Here is a 14,335-nt window from a genome sequence, read left to right as displayed (position 1 = left end):
GACCATGGTGGGTGCCCGCCGACGCGCTCCGTCCCCGCCGCGCGCCGCACCGCTTGGCGGCGGCGAGGGGCCGTTCGCCGCACTCGCCGCGTTGCGCGCCAAGGCGTGAGCACGGACGACCCGGCGGACGGCGCACTCGGCTGGCAGCGGCTCGACCGCTGGCTCTGGTGCGCCCGCTTCTTCAAGACCCGCGCGATGGCCGCGCGACTGGCCGCGCAGGGGCGCATCCGCATCAACCGCCAGCGCACCGAGAAGGCCCACGCCCGCATCCGCCCCGGCGACGTGCTGACCCTCGGGATCGGCCCCTCCGTGCGGGTGGTGCGCGTGCTGAGTCTCGGCGTCCGGCGTGGTCCGGCCGAGGCGGCGCAGCGTCTCTACGAGGACCTCGATCCCGCGCAGAGCTGACCCGCCGGGCCAGTCTTGCGTTGCAGCACGGATGGCCCCAAGTCGTGGCGCGTCAGACCGGAGCCCTGCATGACCTACGTCGTCACCGATGCCTGCATCCGCTGCAAGTACATGGACTGCGTCGAGGTCTGCCCGGTGGACTGCTTCTATGTCGGCGAGAACATGCTGGTGATCCACCCGGACGAGTGCATCGATTGCGGTGTGTGCGAGCCGGAGTGTCCGGTCGAGGCTATCCTGCCCGACACCGAGCAGCGTGCAGTCGCATGGGTAGAACACAACCGAGAGTATGCACAACTCTGGCCTAACATAACCCGCAAGGGTGAGCCGCCGCCTGATGCAGATGACTGGAAGGGCAAGCCGGAGAAGATGGGCCTGTTCAGTCCGGAACCTGGCGTGCCCTGAACAGGTCGACCCCGCCATGCCTGCGCGGGGGCTGAAATCGGTCGCGATTGCTGCTATAATTCAGCGATTGGCCGCGACGGCCGCCATCTTCGTCCGCTGACCGCTTGCGCCGACCGCGGCTCCCTGCCGCGGCAAAGGCAGGTGTGTTTCCGGACCGTGATGGTGCCCGGCGGCCCACGAGCAGATGTCGGACGATGGCAACGAAGGCGACAGGAAGGACGAAAGTGACGGGGAAGGGTATGACCGCGAAGGCTGCGGCGCGACGTGCTGTGCGTCCGGCAAGCAAGGCGGCCGGCAAGGCGGCGACCAGGCCGCCTGCCAAGGCGTCGGCTGCCAAGGCGGCGGTGAAGCCGCCCGTGAAGGCGGTGTCGAAGCCTGCGCCGCAGCCTGCGGCCAAGGCGGCGGCCAAGCCCGTCGCGAAGCAGCCCGTGCCGCCGAAGCCCGCACCGAAGCCGGTCGCGACCAAGGCGGTTGCCGCCGCGAAGGCGGCCCCGCCCAAGCCCGCGGCGCCCGCCGCGAAGTCTGCGCCGAGGCCGGCCCCGGATCCGACGCCGGCCCCGAAGCCGGCCGCCGCGAAGCCTGCGCCCGTCCCGGTTCCCACGCCGCCACCCGCTCCGCCGGTCGTCCCGGCCACGCCGGTCCAGGCCGTGCCCGCGGCACCGCCGAAAAGGCTTGTCCCTGCCAAGCCGCCGGTCGCCGCCAACGCGAACGCCGCCGTGGTCGCCGAGGCCCCGGCCGCACCGCCGCAGCCGGAGTTCGTGGTCGGCGATTATGTGGTCTACCCGACCCACGGCGTCGGGCGCGTGACCGGCATCGTCAACGAGGAGATCGCCGGGCACCGGCTGACCCTGATCGTGGTCGAGTTCGAGGAGAACCGGATGGTGCTCCGCGTGCCGGTTGCGAAGGCCAAGACCGCCGGGCTGCGCAAGCTCTCTTCACGCAAAGCGATCGACCTCGCGCTCTCCACGCTGAAGGGCCGCGCGCGCGTCAAGCGCACCATGTGGAGCCGCCGGGCGCAGGAGTACGAGGCGAAGATCAACTCCGGCGATCCGATCGCGATCGCCGAGGTGGTGCGCGACCTGCACCGCAACGCCGGCCAGCCCGACCAGTCGTTCAGCGAGCGGCAGATCTATGAGCAGGCGATGGACCGCCTCGCCGCCGAGCTCGCCGCGATCGAGCAGGTCGACAAGCCGACCGCGGCGGCCAAGCTCGCGACGGTGCTGAAGGCGGCCTGACCAGCGGGGCGCGGTCGCGTCCCGGCGCAAGCCGGGGCATGATCGCCCCTGCATGACCACATCCGCCTCCGCACCCGCCGCAGACCGCTTCGCCCGGCTCTCGCCCGCGCGCCGCGTCTGGGCCGTTGCCGCGGTGCGCGGCGAGCGCGCGCGGCTCTCTGCCCTGCATGCGGCGCTGGAGACCCGGGTCTGGCTCGGCGACCGGCTGGTCTATCTCGGCAATGCGCTGGGAATCGGCCCCGATGTCGGCGGCACGCTCGACGAGATCCTGCTGTTCCGCCGCGCCGTGCTCGCGCGTCCCGGGTTCGAGCCCGAGGACGTTGTGCTGCTGCGCGGCGCCCAGGAGGAGATGCTGCACCGCCTGCTCCGCCTGCAATACGCGCCCGGCCCGGCGACCGCGGTGGAGGCGGTGCGCTGGATGGCCGATCATGGCATCGGCGCGACGCTTGCTGCCTATGGCGCGACGGTCGCCGAGGGCCTGCGAGCGGCGGGGCAGGGGCCGGTCGAGCGGGCGCGCTGGACCGCGGGGCTGATGGCCGCGATCCGCGCCCGCCCCGGCCACGAGCCGCTGCTGACCACGCTCAAGCGCGCCGCCTTCACCGTGCCGCAGGACCTCGCCGGCGAGGCGCCCGGCGTGCTGTTCGTCGCCGCCGGCGTGAACCCCGACCGGCCGTTCGACGCCCAGGGCGACTCGTTCTGGTGGGACGATCTCGGTTTCGAGCGCGCCGCCGCCGGGATCGCCGGCGAGGACGGCGAGATCCGCGGTTGGGGCGGGTTCGCGCGGCTGGTGCGCGGGTTCTGCCGCCGCGCCGACGGGCCGGTCGAGCACGGCTACGGAGTCACACTGGATGCCGGCTGCGGCCTCGGCGGACAACTGGTCGCGGCCTGCTTTACCCCCACGGGTGAGGTGCTCGAAGTGCTCGAGGCATAACCCCACGCCGCTGGCGTGCCCTGCGAGCCCCTGTCATCAAAGTGTCATATGATGCGCGAGTCGCGGAGGACGGAGTCCGATGTCGGGGCAGATGCTGCTGCTGAACCTGCTCGGCGGTGTCGCCCTGCTGATCTGGGCGACCCGGATGGTCCGCACGGGCGTACTGCGCGCCTTTGGCGAGCGGCTGCGCGGGCTGATCGCGCGGGCGACGCGCAACCGGATCGCTGCCTGCGGCGCCGGGATCGCGACTGCGGCGACACTGCAAAGCTCGACTGCGGCCGCGCTGCTGCTGACCTCCTTCGCCGAGCGCGGGCTGATCGCCCTCGCCCCCGCGCTCGCGGTGCTGCTCGGCGCCGATATCGGCTCGACGCTCGTGGTGCAGGCGATGTCGTTCGACCCGCGCCCTGCGATCCCCGCCCTGCTGTTGGCCGGCACGCTCGCCTTCATGCTGTCGGAGAATGCGATCGTGAAGCAGTCGGGCCGGGTGTTCATTGGGCTCGGGCTCATGATCCTCGCACTCGGGATGATCGTCGCGGCCTCGCAGCCGCTGCGCGAGAACTGGCTGCTGATCGAGGTGCTGGCCCATCTCGGCGGCGAACCGCTGCTTGCGCTGGCGATCGCTGCCCTGCTGACCTGGCTGGCGCACTCCTCGGTCGCATCGGTGCTGCTGTTCATCTCGCTCGCCCTGGCCGGCGTGCTGGACGCGTCGCTCGCCGTCACGCTGGTCCTGGGTGCGAATATCGGCTCGGGGTTCATTCCGCTCGGCGTCAACCTGCGCGCGCCGCCCGCGGTGCGGCGCATGCTGGTGGGCAACCTGATGTTCCGCGCGGCGGGCGCGCTCGCGGCGTTGCCGCTCGTCGAACACGCCGCCGCGCTGCTCGCGCTGATCGACACGGATGTCGCGCGCCAGACCGCCAATGCGCACACGCTGTTCAATCTCGCGCTCGCGACCGTGTTCCTGCCGCTCACCGGACCGGCCGCGCAACTGCTCCGCCGCGTGCTCCCCGACCCGATGCCCGAGCCTGGCGCGCAGCCGATCGGCCATCTCGACGAGGAGGCGCTGGATCGGCCGAACGTGGCGCTGTCGGCGGCCACACGCGAGGTGATGCGCCTTGCCGACACGGTCGAGGTGATGCTGCGCGAGGCGATCCTGCCCTTCGAGCAGGCGCATGCGACGCGGCGCGAGGCGATCAAGCGGCTCGATGCCGAGGTTGACCGGGCGCAGGAGGAGGTCAAGCTCTACCTGACGCGGCTCACGCGCCGGCCGCTGACGGAGGAGCAGTCGCGCCAGGCGTTCGACCTGATCCTGTTCACGACCAATCTCGAACATGTCGGCGACATCATCGACAAGACGCTGCTTGAGCTCGCGGCGAAGAAGCACCGGCTGCGCGTCTCCTTCTCCGACGAGGGGTGGGGCGAGATCAAGCGCCTGCATTCGCTCGCGGTCGAGCAGCTGCGGCTCGCGGTGGCGGTGTTCGTCACGCGCGATGTCGAGATGGCACGCCAACTCGTCGAGGCGAAGGAGGACGTGCGGGTGATCGAGCGCCAGGCGACCGAGAGCCATCTGCGCCGGCTGCGCGAGGGCACGCTCGCCTCGATCGAGACCTCGTCGATGCATCTCGACATCCTGCGCGACCTCAAGCGCGTGATCGCGCACCTGACCGCCGTGGCGCACCCGATCCTGGAGAGCAAGGGCAAACTCAGGCCGTCGCGGCTGCGCGAGGCGCCCGACGCCCTCGCCACCCCGTAGACGCCGCACGCCTCAACGGACAGGGCCCGAGGATCGCTCCCCGGGCCCCGCTCACATCCGCTGCCGCGCGGGCTACTCGTTCCGCTGACCGAAGAGCTGGAGCAGCATCATGAACAGGTTGATGAAGTTCAGGTAGAGCGCCAGCGCGTCCATCACCGTGCGCTTGCCGGCGAGCTCCGTGCCCTCGGCATAGGCATGCTGGATGTAGTCGTTCTTGATCCGCTGGGTGTCCCAGGCGGTCAGGCCAACGAACACCAGCACGCCGATCACGCTGATCGCGAAGTGCAGCGCCGACGAGGCAAGGAAGATGTTCACCACCATCGCGATGATGATGCCGATCAGGCCCATCATCAGGAACGCGCCCATCTTCGAGAGGTCGCGCTGGGTGGTGTAGCCGTACACGCTCATCGCTGCGAAGGTGGCGGCGGTGATGAAGAACACGCGCGCGATGCTCTCGCCGGTGAACACCAGGAAGATGTTGGTCAGGCTGAGGCCCATCGCGCCGGCGAACAGCCAGAACAGCCCCTGCGCGGCCGTCTTCGACAGCTTGTTGATGCCGAAGCTCAGCACCAGGACAAAGGCGAGCGGGCTCAGCATCGCCACCCAGGCGAGGATGGTCGGACGCACGACCACGCCTGCCGGGGTCTGCACCGGGGCGTAGAGCAGCTGCAACAGCGCCGGCGTGGTCGCGAACAGGAGCGCGATGATGCCGGTCAGCAGCAGGCCCGACGCCATGTAGTTGTAGACGCCGAGCAGGTATTTGCGAAGGCCGGTATCCAGCCGCGCGGCGTCCACGCCGGCGGACGGCACCGTCTGCGTTGCGCCATAGGCGCGGGTTTCAGGAGTCCAGGCCATGGGTTGCTTCAACCTCCCGTCGGTTGGCGGTTTCGGTTGCGAATATGGCCCGGCGTGATCAGGAATCAAATGAAATCCGGATCACCGCCGGCTACTCCGCCCGCAGCAGTGGCGCCGGCTTCGCCCTGAGCGCCGCCCAGGTGCCGAGCCAGCCGAACGCGATCGTGAGCACGACGCAGGCGAGGATGGTGACACCCAGCGTGCCGGGCAGGAACGCCCAGTCGGCGCGCATCACGTAGGTCGTCACCGCCCAGGAGGCGGCCGAGCCGACCAGGGCGGCGAGCAGCCCGGCGGCGGCGCCAAGGATGCCGAACTCCACCAGATAGGCGGCGAGGATCTGCCGCCGCGTCGCCCCCAGCGTCTTCAGCACCACCGCGTCGCGGATGCGCTGCCGCCGCCCGGCCGCGATCGCCCCGGCGAGCACGAGCGCCCCCGAGAGCAGGGTGATGCCGCCGGTGGAGGACAGCGCGTCGCCGATCCGGCCCAGGAGCTGGTTCACCGATTCGAGCGCATCGCGCACCCGGATCGCCGAGACGTTCGGCAGCGCGTCGGTGACGGCGCGCAGCAGCGGCGCCTCGGCCGAGGGCAGCGCGTGCACCGTCGCGATGTGCGTGTGCGGCGCCGCCTCCAGCAGCCCGGGCGAGGCGATCAGGGTGAAGTTCAGCCCGAAGCTGCGCCAGTCGATCACGCGCAGGCTGGCGATGCGGAGATCGAGGTCGCGGCCCAGCACGTTCACGGTCAGCCGGTCACCCACGCCGATGCCCCAGCCGGCGGCAAGCCGTCCGTCGAACGACACCAGCGGCTCGCCCCGGTAGTCGGGCGACCACCACGACCCCGCGACCAGCCGTGTGCCCTCGGGTGGCGTCCCGGCATAGGTGAGGCCGCGATCGCCACGCAGCGCCCACGCCGTGTCCTCGGTCGCCTGCACCTGCTCGGCAGGCGTGCCGTTCACGGCGACGATCCGCGCCCGCAAGGACGGCACGCGCGCAATCTCGCCGACCCCGGGCACGGACGCGGCCAGCTGGTCGAACCGCACGACCTGATCGTTCTGGATGTCGATGAAGAAGAACGCAGGTGCCCGCTCGGGCAGGCGCTCCCCCACCTGGCGCTGGAGGTTACCCTGGATCATTGCCACCGAGGCGAGGGTCGAGAGCCCCAGGCCGAGCGAGACCAGCATCAGCGCGGTCGCCGAACCGGGGCGGTGCAGATTGGCGAGCCCGAGCCGGAGCGCCGGCGGCAGGTGGCGCGGCGCGGCGGCGGCCGCGCGCTTCACCGCCCAGCCGCCGAGCCGGAACAGCACCAGCGTGCCGGCGGCGGCGCCACAGAACGCGGCGGCGAACTGGCGGTCCTGCGCCACCGCCACGACCAGCCCCACCAACGCCGCGGCGAGCGCCATGTTGGCCGCGATCACCCAGGCGCGCGGCCGGGCGCGGCTCTGCGCCACCTCGTCGCGGAACAGCGCCACCGCGGGGATCTCGCGGGCGCGCGCGAGCGGCCAGAGCGCGAAGGTCGCGGCCGTCAGCAGCCCGAACAGCGCGGCGAGCACGAGCGGTAAGGGGTAGAGCCCGAAGCGCGGCGGCACCGGCAGGACGTCGGCCAGCAGCGCGCCGGCGAGCCAGGGCGCACCCGTGCCGACCACCAACCCAATCGCGATGCCGAGCACGGCGATCGCGCCGAGCTGGATCGCGTAGGTCGCGAACACGGTCGCGGCCGGCGCGCCGAGGCATTTCAGCGTCGCGATGGTGCGACGGCGGCTGTCGAGCCAGGCGCGCACGCCGTTCACCACGCCGATCCCGCCGACCAGCAGCGCGGTCAGGCCGACCAGCGTGAGGAACAGCGAGGTCTGCTCGACGAACCGGATCACGCCGGGCGCGGCCTCGGCGTAGCTGCGGATGCGCCAGCCGCCGTCGGGGAAGGTCGCGCGCAGGGAGGCGATGAAGGCGCGCACGTCCTCGCCCGCCGCCAAGCGCACACGGTAGTCGAACCGGACGAGACTGCCGGGCTGCACCAGCCCGGTCGCGTCCAGCGCGTCGCGGCTGATCAGCGCACGCGGGCCGAATACGGTGGGCCGCGCCACCCGGTCCGGCTCCTCGGCGATCGCGCCGGCGACCGCGAACACGGCGTCACCAACCCGGACGCGCTGCCCCGGCGCGAGGCCGAGCCGATCCATCACCACGGGCTCGACCGCGACGCGCGGCACGCCGTCGCGCGACTCCAAACCAGTGGCGAAGTCGGGTGCGCCCTCGATCCGCGCGTTGCCGTAGAGCGGATAGGCCGGCCCGACCGCCTTCAGCTCCACCAGCATGCGATCGCGCGCGCCATCCTCGACCACCAGCATCGAGCGCATCTCGACCACCTCGGCGATCTGCCCGCCGCGTGCGGCGATCCAGTCGAGCGCGTTCTGCGCGATCGGCCTGTTGCCCGCCGAGACCTCGAGATCCCCGCCCAGGATGCGCCGCCCGTCCGCGCGCATGCCCTCCAGCACGGCGCTGGTCAGCGTGCCGACGCCGGCGATCGCGGCGACGCCGAGGGCGAGGCAGGCAATGACGATCCTGAGGCCGCGCGTGCCGCCGCGCAGTTCGCGCAGCGCCAGCCGCCAGGCCGTGCCGAGGACGGAAGCCTCCCCGCTTCTGGCCGCGACCGCCGGGCGGGGAGGCGCGAGCGTGCCCTCCATCAGGCCGCCTCTGGCAGCGCTGGCCGGTCGGAGACCACGCGCCCGTCGGCGAGCGAGACGATCCGGCCGCAGCGGTGGGCGAGATCGGGGTCGTGGGTGATCAGCACCAGCGTCGTGCCGTGGCGGGCGCGCAATCCGAACAGCAACTCGATCACCTGCGACCCCGTCGCCTGGTCGAGGTTCCCGGTCGGCTCGTCGGCGAGGATGATCTCGGGCTCGGCGACGAAGGCGCGCGCAAGCGCCACGCGCTGCTGCTCACCGCCCGAGAGCTGCGCCGGATAGTGGTGGATGCGGTGGCCGAGCCCGACGCTCTCGAGCACCGCGCGCGCCCGCTCGAACGCCCCGCGCACACCGGCGAACTCCAGCGGGATCGCCACGTTCTCCTCGGCCGTCATGGTCGGCACGAGGTGGAACGACTGGAACACGATGCCGACATGATCGCGCCGGAAGCGGGCGAGCGCGTCCTCATCCAGCGCGCCAAGGTCGTGCCCAGCGACACGCACCGCGCCGCCGGTGGGCCGGTCGAGCCCGCCGAGCAGCATCATCAGCGTGGACTTGCCCGAGCCGGACGGCCCGACCACGCCGACCGCCTCGCCCTGCGTCACGGACAGCGTGATGCCGCGCAGGATGTTGACCTCGCCGGCCTGCGACGCCACGGTGAAGTGCAGGTCACGCACATCAATCAGGGCATCGCCGCCCGCCCGAGCGGGGTGAACCATGGCGTCCATGTCGGGAAAATCCTCCGGAGATCAGCAGGGATATGGCTCGGGGCTGGGCCGGCGCAAAGCGCTGGCATTGGCAGGGGCCGCCGTTCTCACGCCCATGTCAGGGCGGGCCGAGGCGCGCGAGGTGCGGATCCTGGCCCTCGGCGACAGCCTGACCGCGGGCTACGGCCTCGCGCGCTCCGAGGGCTTCGTCGCCCAGCTCGAAGCCGCGCTGCGTGCCAAAGGCATCCCCGCGCGGGTGCTGGACGGCGGCGTCTCCGGCGACACCACCGCCGGTGGGCGGGCGCGGCTCGACTGGGCGCTCGCCGAGCGGCCGGATGTCGCGATCGTGGCGCTGGGGGGCAATGACGGGCTGCGCGCGGTCGCCCCGGAGGCAACCTACGCCAATCTCGACGCGATCCTGCGCCGGCTCGCCGAGCGTGGCGTTCCCGCGCTGCTGGCCGGTATGCTTGCGCCGCCCAATCTCGGGAGCGAATACGGCGAGGCATTCCGCGGCGCGTTCGAGCGCCTCGCGCGCGAGCATGACGTGGTGTTCTATCCGTTCTTCCTCGACGGCGTGGCGGCGGAGCCCGCGCTCAACCAGCCGGACGGGATCCATCCGAACGCGCGCGGGGTCGCGGTGATGGTCGCGCGCATCCTTCCCGCGGTCGAGCGGCTGATCGCGAAGGCGAGGTCGTGACGTGGTACGGCTGTTCGTCGCGCTGGCCCTGCCGCAGGAGCTGCGTGAGCGGCTCCAGCTGCTGGTCATGCACCGCTTCGCCGGCGCGAAATGGGTGCCGCCCGCGAACTACCACCTCACACTGCGCTTCATCGGCGCGGTGGACAACGGCCGCGCCGACGACATCGACACGAGCCTCTCGGCCATCAGCGCGCGCGGTTTCGCACTGACGCTCGCGGGAGTGGGGGCCTTCGAGGCGCGCGGACGGGCGAACGCGCTCTGGGTCGGGGTGGAGAAGAACCCGGCGCTTGAGCACCTGCGCGCCAAGATCGAATCCGCGGTGGTGCGGGCTGGCTGCGAGCCGGAACGGAGGCGGTTCAGCCCGCACGTAACGCTGGCCCGGCTGGACAACCCCGATCCGGTGAAGCTGGGCGAGTTCCTGCGGGCGCATGGATTGTTCAGGGCCGCGCCGGTGCCGGTCGAACGGTTCACCCTGTTCTCGTCGCACCTTGCGCGCGACCAGGCGCACTACACGGCGGAAGCGGACTACGCGCTGGCCTGAGCGGCCGTCACCAGAGCCGTGCGCGGGCACGCGAGAGCGCGCGCAGGCACACCTCCTCCGGCACCCGATTCAACCCTGCCGCACGCGCCGTCGCCAGCACCACCCGGGGCTCGCTCTCCCCTTCCAGGAACACATCGAGCAGGCAGGACGGGCCGCGATAGAGCCAGGCCTGCGCCTCGCCCTCGTCGCGCACGAGATCGGGATCGCCCATCACGGCGCGCAGTTCGCCATCCGTCAGCCCGGCGAGATCGTTGGCCGAACGCGGCGATCGGGCCAGGCCGGTGCGCGCGGCGGCAGGCAGGATCGGCCGCGGGGCGACCTCGTAGGGGGCAACACCACGGCGCATCGCCTCCAGCCCCGCCTGGGCCGCTGCCATGTCTCTCAGCGCGTGGTCGAGCGCCGCCTGCTCGCGCTCCGGTTGAGAGCCGGCGCAACCGATCAGGACGACGACCCCCGCCAGCAGCGCGAGGGCCGCGGGGACGGGGGCGGTCATCGGCGGCGGGCGCGCGCTCCGGCCGGGACGGCGAGATCAGCTCCGGGCGTAGACGGGCTCAGGCGGTGCCGGGGGGGCGGCAGCCGGCGTGGCCTCCATGGCCGCCGGAGCCGGGCGCGCGGCAGGGGCGGCCGAGATCATCTCAATCTGGCCCGAGACCTGCGCGCCTTCCTCGACCATCAGACGCTGGCAGCGGATCGTGCCGGTGACCTTCCCGGTCGAGCGCACCACCAGCCTCGACGTCGCGGTGACCGAGCCGTCGAAGGCGCCCGAGATGTCGGCCTCCTCGATCTCCGCCTCGCCGCGAAACACGCCCGAATCGGCGATGATGAGTTCGAGCGCGTGACGGATCGACACCTCGACCGTGCCGTGCACCTCCAGCCGCTCGCAGTCGCTGATCGCGCCGCCCGACAGCGCGATCCCGCGCCCGACCACCAGTGCACGACGGTCGCCGGCCTGCGGTCGCGCCGCCGGCGCCGGCGCCGGCCGCGCGAGCGGGCCGGCGGAGGGCTGGGTCGGCTGTGGCGGGATCCCGGTCGCCGGGAAGTTCGGCTTCAACGCCATGGAGGGGCCTTCCTTTCGGATCGTGGTCGGGCGGGCGACCGCCTCGTCGGACACGGGGCGAATACCGTCGCGGTATCCTGCGTCGGCGTCGGATGCGGCGGCCGGCGCGTCGGTGCGAGGACGCTTGAAGAGGGCCAGGGGAACCTCGTCTCGCTGCAGGGTTGAGCGCCGAGTCGGGGGGCGCGGACTGCCAGTGATCATACACCGGCACTGCGGGGCCGCAACGCGAAGGGCACGCAAGGCACCTCAACCGCGGCGACGGCCCGGCGCGCAGGATGCCGGCTGTGGACACGACGCGCGCCGCGCTGCGACGATCCGGAGAGGCTGGTGTCCGGACTGCGCGGGACGGAGGCATGGACGCGGTGTTCTGGGTCGTGCTCGGCAGTGCGCTCGGTGGCATGGCGCGGTACTGGCTGTCGGGCGTGGTCGGCCGCGCCGTCGGCGAAACGTTCCCCTGGGGCACGATGGTGGTGAATGTGAGCGGTGCCCTCGCGATCGGCATCATCGCCGCACTCGCGGCGGCGGGGCTTGGCCGGCCCGTCGCCGACCACGCCTGGCAACTCGCGGTGATCGGCTTTCTCGGCAGCTACACCACGGTCTCGTCGTTCAGCCTGCAGACACTTGCACTGGCGCGCGACGGCGACTGGCGGCGCGCCGGGGCGAACACCGCGCTGTCGCTGGGGCTCTGCCCGGCGGCCGCGGCGCTCGGCCTCGCAATCGGCGCCCTGCTCGCGGCGCAGGGCTGAGCCGTGTCGCCCGCCTGGCGGGAGACCACGGCACTGTACGCGGCGGTCGCGCTCGGCAGCGCGCTTGGCGGCACGGCGCGCTGGCTCGCGGGTGAGGCACTGCATGACTGGGCCGGTTCGGGCTTTCCCTGGGGCACGCTGTTCGTGAACGTTACCGGATCGTTCCTTATCGGTATCTATGCTGCGCTCGCCGGGCCGGATGGCCGGCTGCTCGCCTCGCCGCGCCAGCGCCAGTTCGTCATGACCGGGCTCTGCGGCGGCTACACCACGTTCTCGATCTTCAGCCTTGAGACCGTTCGTCTGGTCGAGGCCGGGCGCCCCGCGCTCGCGACACTCGCTGTCGGCGTCTCGGTCGTGCTGTGGCTCGTGGCGGTGTGGCTGGGATGGACACTCGCCACCCGGATCAACCGGCTGAGGAGGTAGGTCATGCCGATCCCCGAGGACGCGCTCCTGCTGCGCATCTTCATCGGCGAGAGCGACCGTCATGAGGGCCGCCCGCTCTACGAGGCGATCGTGCTGAAGGCGCGCGAGATCGGGCTTGCGGGCGCGACGGTGCTGCGCGGGCCGATGGGCTATGGGCGGTCGAGCCGGCTGCACACGGCGAAGATCCTGCGCCTGTCGGAGGACCTGCCGCTGGTGATCGAGATCATCGATGCCGCGGAGCGGATCACCGCGTTCCTCCCAGAGCTCAGGCGAATGATGGGCAGCGGGCTCGTGACGCTCGATCCGGTGCGGGTCGTGCAGTACGGTGCGGATGGGGATTGAGTGCCGCCGGTCCTGGTGGGCGCGAGAGGGATCGAACCTCTGACCCCTACCGTGTCAAGGTAGTGCTCTCCCGCTGAGCTACGCGCCCGCAAGGCCAGGAAGAGGCGGTGTTCTGACGAGGTTTCGCGGGCGGGTCAAGCCGGCCGGAGCGGCCGGCCAGGGCGCGCGGACCGTGCGGCCGCCTCGGCTCGTGGACGCAGCGTGGACGCAGATGCGGCGCTCCGCCTGCGGGCCGGGATTGCACCGAGGCCGGGGCTCCCGGCTGCGTCCCCGGCCCATGCCTGGGACGGTGAGCATTGGATCGTGGGCGCCGTCCGGCGACAACGCCTGACTGACACCTCAATCCCGTGCCACTGCCACGGACGTGACCGGCCCGTCGCTCACGCACCATCTCTCACCCATGGCCCCTCTCCGTCTCGACCGCCTGACGCTCACGTGCTTCCGCTCCTACCAGGACCTGACCGCGCGGTTCACCGCGCCGGTCGTGGTGCTCGTGGGCCAGAACGGCGCTGGCAAGACCAACCTCCTGGAGGCGATCAGCCTGCTCACCCCCGGGCGTGGCCTGCGCGGCGCGCGGCTCGCGGAGCTCGCGCGGCGCGAGCCGGACGGCAGCGTGGCTCCGACCTGGGCGGTTGCGGGTCGCGTCACGGGCCCGGAGGGCCCACTCGAGCTCGGCACAGGGGTCGAAGAGGCGGGCGCGACCCGGCGCGCGTTCCTGCTCGATGGCGCGGCGCCGCGCAGCCAGGCCGAGATCGCGGCGCGTGTCGCCGCGGTGTGGCTGACGCCGCAGATGGACCGGCTGTTCCTGGACGGCGCGGCGGGGCGGCGGCGGTTCCTCGACCGCCTGGTCTGGGCGATCGAGCCCGCGCATGCGCGCGAGGTCGCCGCCTACGAGACCGCGCTGGCCGAGCGCAACCGCCTGCTCGCCGGCCGCGCCGATCCGGCCTGGCTCGACGGGCTGGAAGACGCGATGGCGCGGCACGGCATCGCCGTCGCGGCCGCACGGCGGGAGCTGGTCGCGCGGCTGAACCGCGCCCTCGCGGCCCGGGTCGTGGGCGCGTTCCCGGCCGCCCGTGCCGAGGTCGTCTGCGACTGGGTCGCCGCACTCGAGGCCGGTCCGGCGCTTGCCGCCGAGGACGCGCTGCGCCTGCGCCTGCGCGAGGGGCGGACAACGGATGCCGCGTCCGGCTCGGCGCGGATCGGACCGCACCGCGCCGATCTTGCGCTGATCCACGCGCCCAAGAACCTTCCCGCCGCGCTCTGCTCGACCGGCGAGCAGAAGGTCCTGCTGGTCTCCGTCGTGCTCGGCCACGCCGCGCTGATCGCCGAGGCGCGCGGCTTCGCGCCGATCCTGCTGCTCGACGAGGTGGCGGCCCATCTCGACGCACCGCGGCGCGAGGCATTGTTCGCGGCGCTCGCCGGACTGCCGGCGCAGGCCTTCCTCACGGGGACCGATGCGCGCGTGTTCGCCCCGCTCGCCGGCGGCTCGGAAGCCTTCCGGGTGGAGGGAGGCATGCTCGATCCGATCGGGCTCGGGTCTGCCCATCCGGTGCCGTCCAGGGTATAATGC

17 protein-coding genes and 1 tRNA gene are annotated in these 14,335 nt (G+C 72.3%); 11 read left to right on the top strand and 7 right to left on the bottom strand.

What is annotated here, in order from left to right:
* Nucleotides 1–105: 105 nt before the first annotated feature.
* Together ACTIFU_RS00545 and fdxA are read left to right on the top strand one after the other, a co-directional pair.
* Entirely contained in the window at nucleotides 106–405 is a 300-nt protein-coding gene (locus tag ACTIFU_RS00545) for an RNA-binding S4 domain-containing protein (RefSeq protein WP_439576320.1), read from the top strand.
* A gap of 69 nt (nucleotides 406–474) precedes the next feature.
* Nucleotides 475–807, top strand: a complete 333-nt coding sequence (fdxA, locus tag ACTIFU_RS00540) for a ferredoxin FdxA (RefSeq protein ID WP_439576319.1) — start codon at nucleotides 475–477, stop codon at nucleotides 805–807.
* Here the strand turns inward: fdxA and ACTIFU_RS00535 are convergent.
* Complete coding sequence (locus ACTIFU_RS00535; RefSeq protein ID WP_439576318.1) at nucleotides 782–1,510, bottom strand: hypothetical protein; 729 nt, start codon at nucleotides 1,508–1,510, stop codon at nucleotides 782–784. The genes fdxA and ACTIFU_RS00535 overlap by 26 nt on opposite strands.
* 13 nt (nucleotides 1,511–1,523) lie before the next feature.
* Here ACTIFU_RS00535 and ACTIFU_RS00530 point away from each other — a divergent pair, with 13 nt between their 5' ends.
* From ACTIFU_RS00530 to ACTIFU_RS00520, 3 genes are all read left to right on the top strand, one after another.
* Nucleotides 1,524–2,042: a CarD family transcriptional regulator gene (locus ACTIFU_RS00530; RefSeq protein ID WP_439576317.1), complete on the top strand. Its 519-nt coding sequence runs from the start codon at nucleotides 1,524–1,526 to the stop codon at nucleotides 2,040–2,042.
* A 52-nt stretch (nucleotides 2,043–2,094) separates the two neighbouring features.
* The gene (locus tag ACTIFU_RS00525) at nucleotides 2,095–2,973 is read left to right on the top strand and encodes a hypothetical protein (RefSeq protein ID WP_439576316.1); all 879 of its coding nucleotides are present in this window, start codon (nucleotides 2,095–2,097) and stop codon (nucleotides 2,971–2,973) included.
* 79 nt (nucleotides 2,974–3,052) lie between these two features.
* On the top strand, nucleotides 3,053–4,723 hold the full coding sequence (locus ACTIFU_RS00520) for a Na/Pi cotransporter family protein (RefSeq protein WP_439576315.1): 1,671 nt from the start codon (nucleotides 3,053–3,055) through the stop codon (nucleotides 4,721–4,723).
* A 72-nt stretch (nucleotides 4,724–4,795) separates the two neighbouring features.
* Here the strand turns inward: ACTIFU_RS00520 and ACTIFU_RS00515 are convergent, their stop codons facing one another.
* The 3 genes from ACTIFU_RS00515 to ACTIFU_RS00505 form a co-directional block, all read right to left on the bottom strand.
* Nucleotides 4,796–5,578 (bottom strand): Bax inhibitor-1/YccA family protein, encoded by a 783-nt coding sequence (locus tag ACTIFU_RS00515; protein WP_439576314.1) that lies wholly within the window; start codon nucleotides 5,576–5,578, stop codon nucleotides 4,796–4,798.
* 91 nt (nucleotides 5,579–5,669) lie between these two features.
* Entirely contained in the window at nucleotides 5,670–8,252 is a 2,583-nt protein-coding gene (locus ACTIFU_RS00510; RefSeq protein WP_439576313.1) for an ABC transporter permease, read from the bottom strand.
* A complete protein-coding gene (locus ACTIFU_RS00505) occupies nucleotides 8,252–8,980 on the bottom strand; it encodes an ABC transporter ATP-binding protein (RefSeq protein ID WP_439576312.1) in 729 nt (242 codons plus the stop codon). Before ACTIFU_RS00505 ends, ACTIFU_RS00510 begins: the two co-directional genes overlap by 1 nt.
* A 121-nt stretch (nucleotides 8,981–9,101) precedes the next feature.
* Between ACTIFU_RS00505 and ACTIFU_RS00500 the strand changes: the two genes are divergently transcribed.
* Together ACTIFU_RS00500 and thpR are read left to right on the top strand one after the other, a co-directional pair.
* Nucleotides 9,102–9,656: an arylesterase gene (locus ACTIFU_RS00500; RefSeq protein WP_439576311.1), complete on the top strand. Its 555-nt coding sequence runs from the start codon at nucleotides 9,102–9,104 to the stop codon at nucleotides 9,654–9,656.
* Nucleotide 9,657: 1 nt separating this feature from the next.
* Complete coding sequence (gene thpR, locus ACTIFU_RS00495; protein ID WP_439576310.1) at nucleotides 9,658–10,197, top strand: RNA 2',3'-cyclic phosphodiesterase; 540 nt, start codon at nucleotides 9,658–9,660, stop codon at nucleotides 10,195–10,197.
* Between the two features lie 7 nt (nucleotides 10,198–10,204).
* On the opposite strand, the gene ACTIFU_RS00490 is transcribed toward thpR, so the two are convergent.
* Nucleotides 10,205–10,690: a hypothetical protein gene (locus ACTIFU_RS00490; RefSeq protein WP_439576309.1), complete on the bottom strand. Its 486-nt coding sequence runs from the start codon at nucleotides 10,688–10,690 to the stop codon at nucleotides 10,205–10,207.
* Between the two features lie 36 nt (nucleotides 10,691–10,726).
* Nucleotides 10,727–11,254: a bactofilin family protein gene (locus ACTIFU_RS00485; protein WP_439576308.1), complete on the bottom strand. Its 528-nt coding sequence runs from the start codon at nucleotides 11,252–11,254 to the stop codon at nucleotides 10,727–10,729.
* A 353-nt stretch (nucleotides 11,255–11,607) separates the two neighbouring features.
* On the opposite strand from ACTIFU_RS00485, the gene crcB (ACTIFU_RS00480) reads away from it, so the two are divergent.
* From crcB (ACTIFU_RS00480) to ACTIFU_RS00470, 3 genes are read left to right on the top strand one after another with little or no spacing between them, the layout of a single operon-like run.
* The gene (gene crcB / locus ACTIFU_RS00480) at nucleotides 11,608–12,000 is read left to right on the top strand and encodes a fluoride efflux transporter CrcB (protein WP_439576307.1); all 393 of its coding nucleotides are present in this window, start codon (nucleotides 11,608–11,610) and stop codon (nucleotides 11,998–12,000) included.
* Between the two features lie 3 nt (nucleotides 12,001–12,003).
* Nucleotides 12,004–12,423, top strand: coding sequence for a fluoride efflux transporter CrcB (gene crcB / locus ACTIFU_RS00475; RefSeq protein WP_439576306.1), 420 nt, complete (start codon nucleotides 12,004–12,006; stop codon nucleotides 12,421–12,423).
* A 3-nt stretch (nucleotides 12,424–12,426) separates the two neighbouring features.
* The gene (locus ACTIFU_RS00470; protein WP_439576305.1) at nucleotides 12,427–12,765 is read left to right on the top strand and encodes a DUF190 domain-containing protein; all 339 of its coding nucleotides are present in this window, start codon (nucleotides 12,427–12,429) and stop codon (nucleotides 12,763–12,765) included.
* A 13-nt stretch (nucleotides 12,766–12,778) separates the two neighbouring features.
* Here the strand turns inward: ACTIFU_RS00470 and ACTIFU_RS00465 are convergent.
* Nucleotides 12,779–12,853: transfer RNA gene (locus ACTIFU_RS00465), tRNA-Val, on the bottom strand.
* A gap of 312 nt (nucleotides 12,854–13,165) precedes the next feature.
* On the opposite strand from ACTIFU_RS00465, the gene recF reads away from it, so the two are divergent.
* Nucleotides 13,166–14,332: a DNA replication/repair protein RecF gene (gene recF / locus ACTIFU_RS00460; protein ID WP_439576304.1), complete on the top strand. Its 1,167-nt coding sequence runs from the start codon at nucleotides 13,166–13,168 to the stop codon at nucleotides 14,330–14,332.
* Nucleotides 14,333–14,335 lie beyond the last annotated feature (3 nt).

The organism is Elioraea sp., assembly GCF_051860475.1.
Classification (GTDB): Bacteria; Pseudomonadota; Alphaproteobacteria; order Acetobacterales; family Acetobacteraceae; genus Elioraea.
Note: the sequence above shows the minus strand (reverse complement) of the source record. Positions and strands in the feature narration are given on the sequence as shown.

What these genes read in the sequence shown, in the direction of transcription:
- fdxA (WP_439576319.1), top strand. Translation starts at nt 475, where the DNA reads ATGACCTACGTCGTCACCGATGCCTGCATCCGCTGCAAGTACATGGAC.
- ACTIFU_RS00525 (WP_439576316.1), top strand. Translation starts at nt 2,095, where the DNA reads ATGACCACATCCGCCTCCGCACCCGCCGCAGACCGCTTCGCCCGGCTC.
- ACTIFU_RS00520 (WP_439576315.1), top strand. Translation starts at nt 3,053, where the DNA reads ATGTCGGGGCAGATGCTGCTGCTGAACCTGCTCGGCGGTGTCGCCCTG.
- ACTIFU_RS00515 (WP_439576314.1), bottom strand. Translation starts at nt 5,578, where the DNA reads ATGGCCTGGACTCCTGAAACCCGCGCCTATGGCGCAACGCAGACGGTG.
- ACTIFU_RS00510 (WP_439576313.1), bottom strand. Translation starts at nt 8,252, where the DNA reads ATGGAGGGCACGCTCGCGCCTCCCCGCCCGGCGGTCGCGGCCAGAAGC.
- ACTIFU_RS00505 (WP_439576312.1), bottom strand. Translation starts at nt 8,980, where the DNA reads ATGGACGCCATGGTTCACCCCGCTCGGGCGGGCGGCGATGCCCTGATT.
- ACTIFU_RS00490 (WP_439576309.1), bottom strand. Translation starts at nt 10,690, where the DNA reads ATGACCGCCCCCGTCCCCGCGGCCCTCGCGCTGCTGGCGGGGGTCGTC.
- ACTIFU_RS00485 (WP_439576308.1), bottom strand. Translation starts at nt 11,254, where the DNA reads ATGGCGTTGAAGCCGAACTTCCCGGCGACCGGGATCCCGCCACAGCCG.
- crcB (WP_439576307.1), top strand. Translation starts at nt 11,608, where the DNA reads ATGGACGCGGTGTTCTGGGTCGTGCTCGGCAGTGCGCTCGGTGGCATG.
- ACTIFU_RS00470 (WP_439576305.1), top strand. Translation starts at nt 12,427, where the DNA reads ATGCCGATCCCCGAGGACGCGCTCCTGCTGCGCATCTTCATCGGCGAG.
- recF (WP_439576304.1), top strand. Translation starts at nt 13,166, where the DNA reads ATGGCCCCTCTCCGTCTCGACCGCCTGACGCTCACGTGCTTCCGCTCC.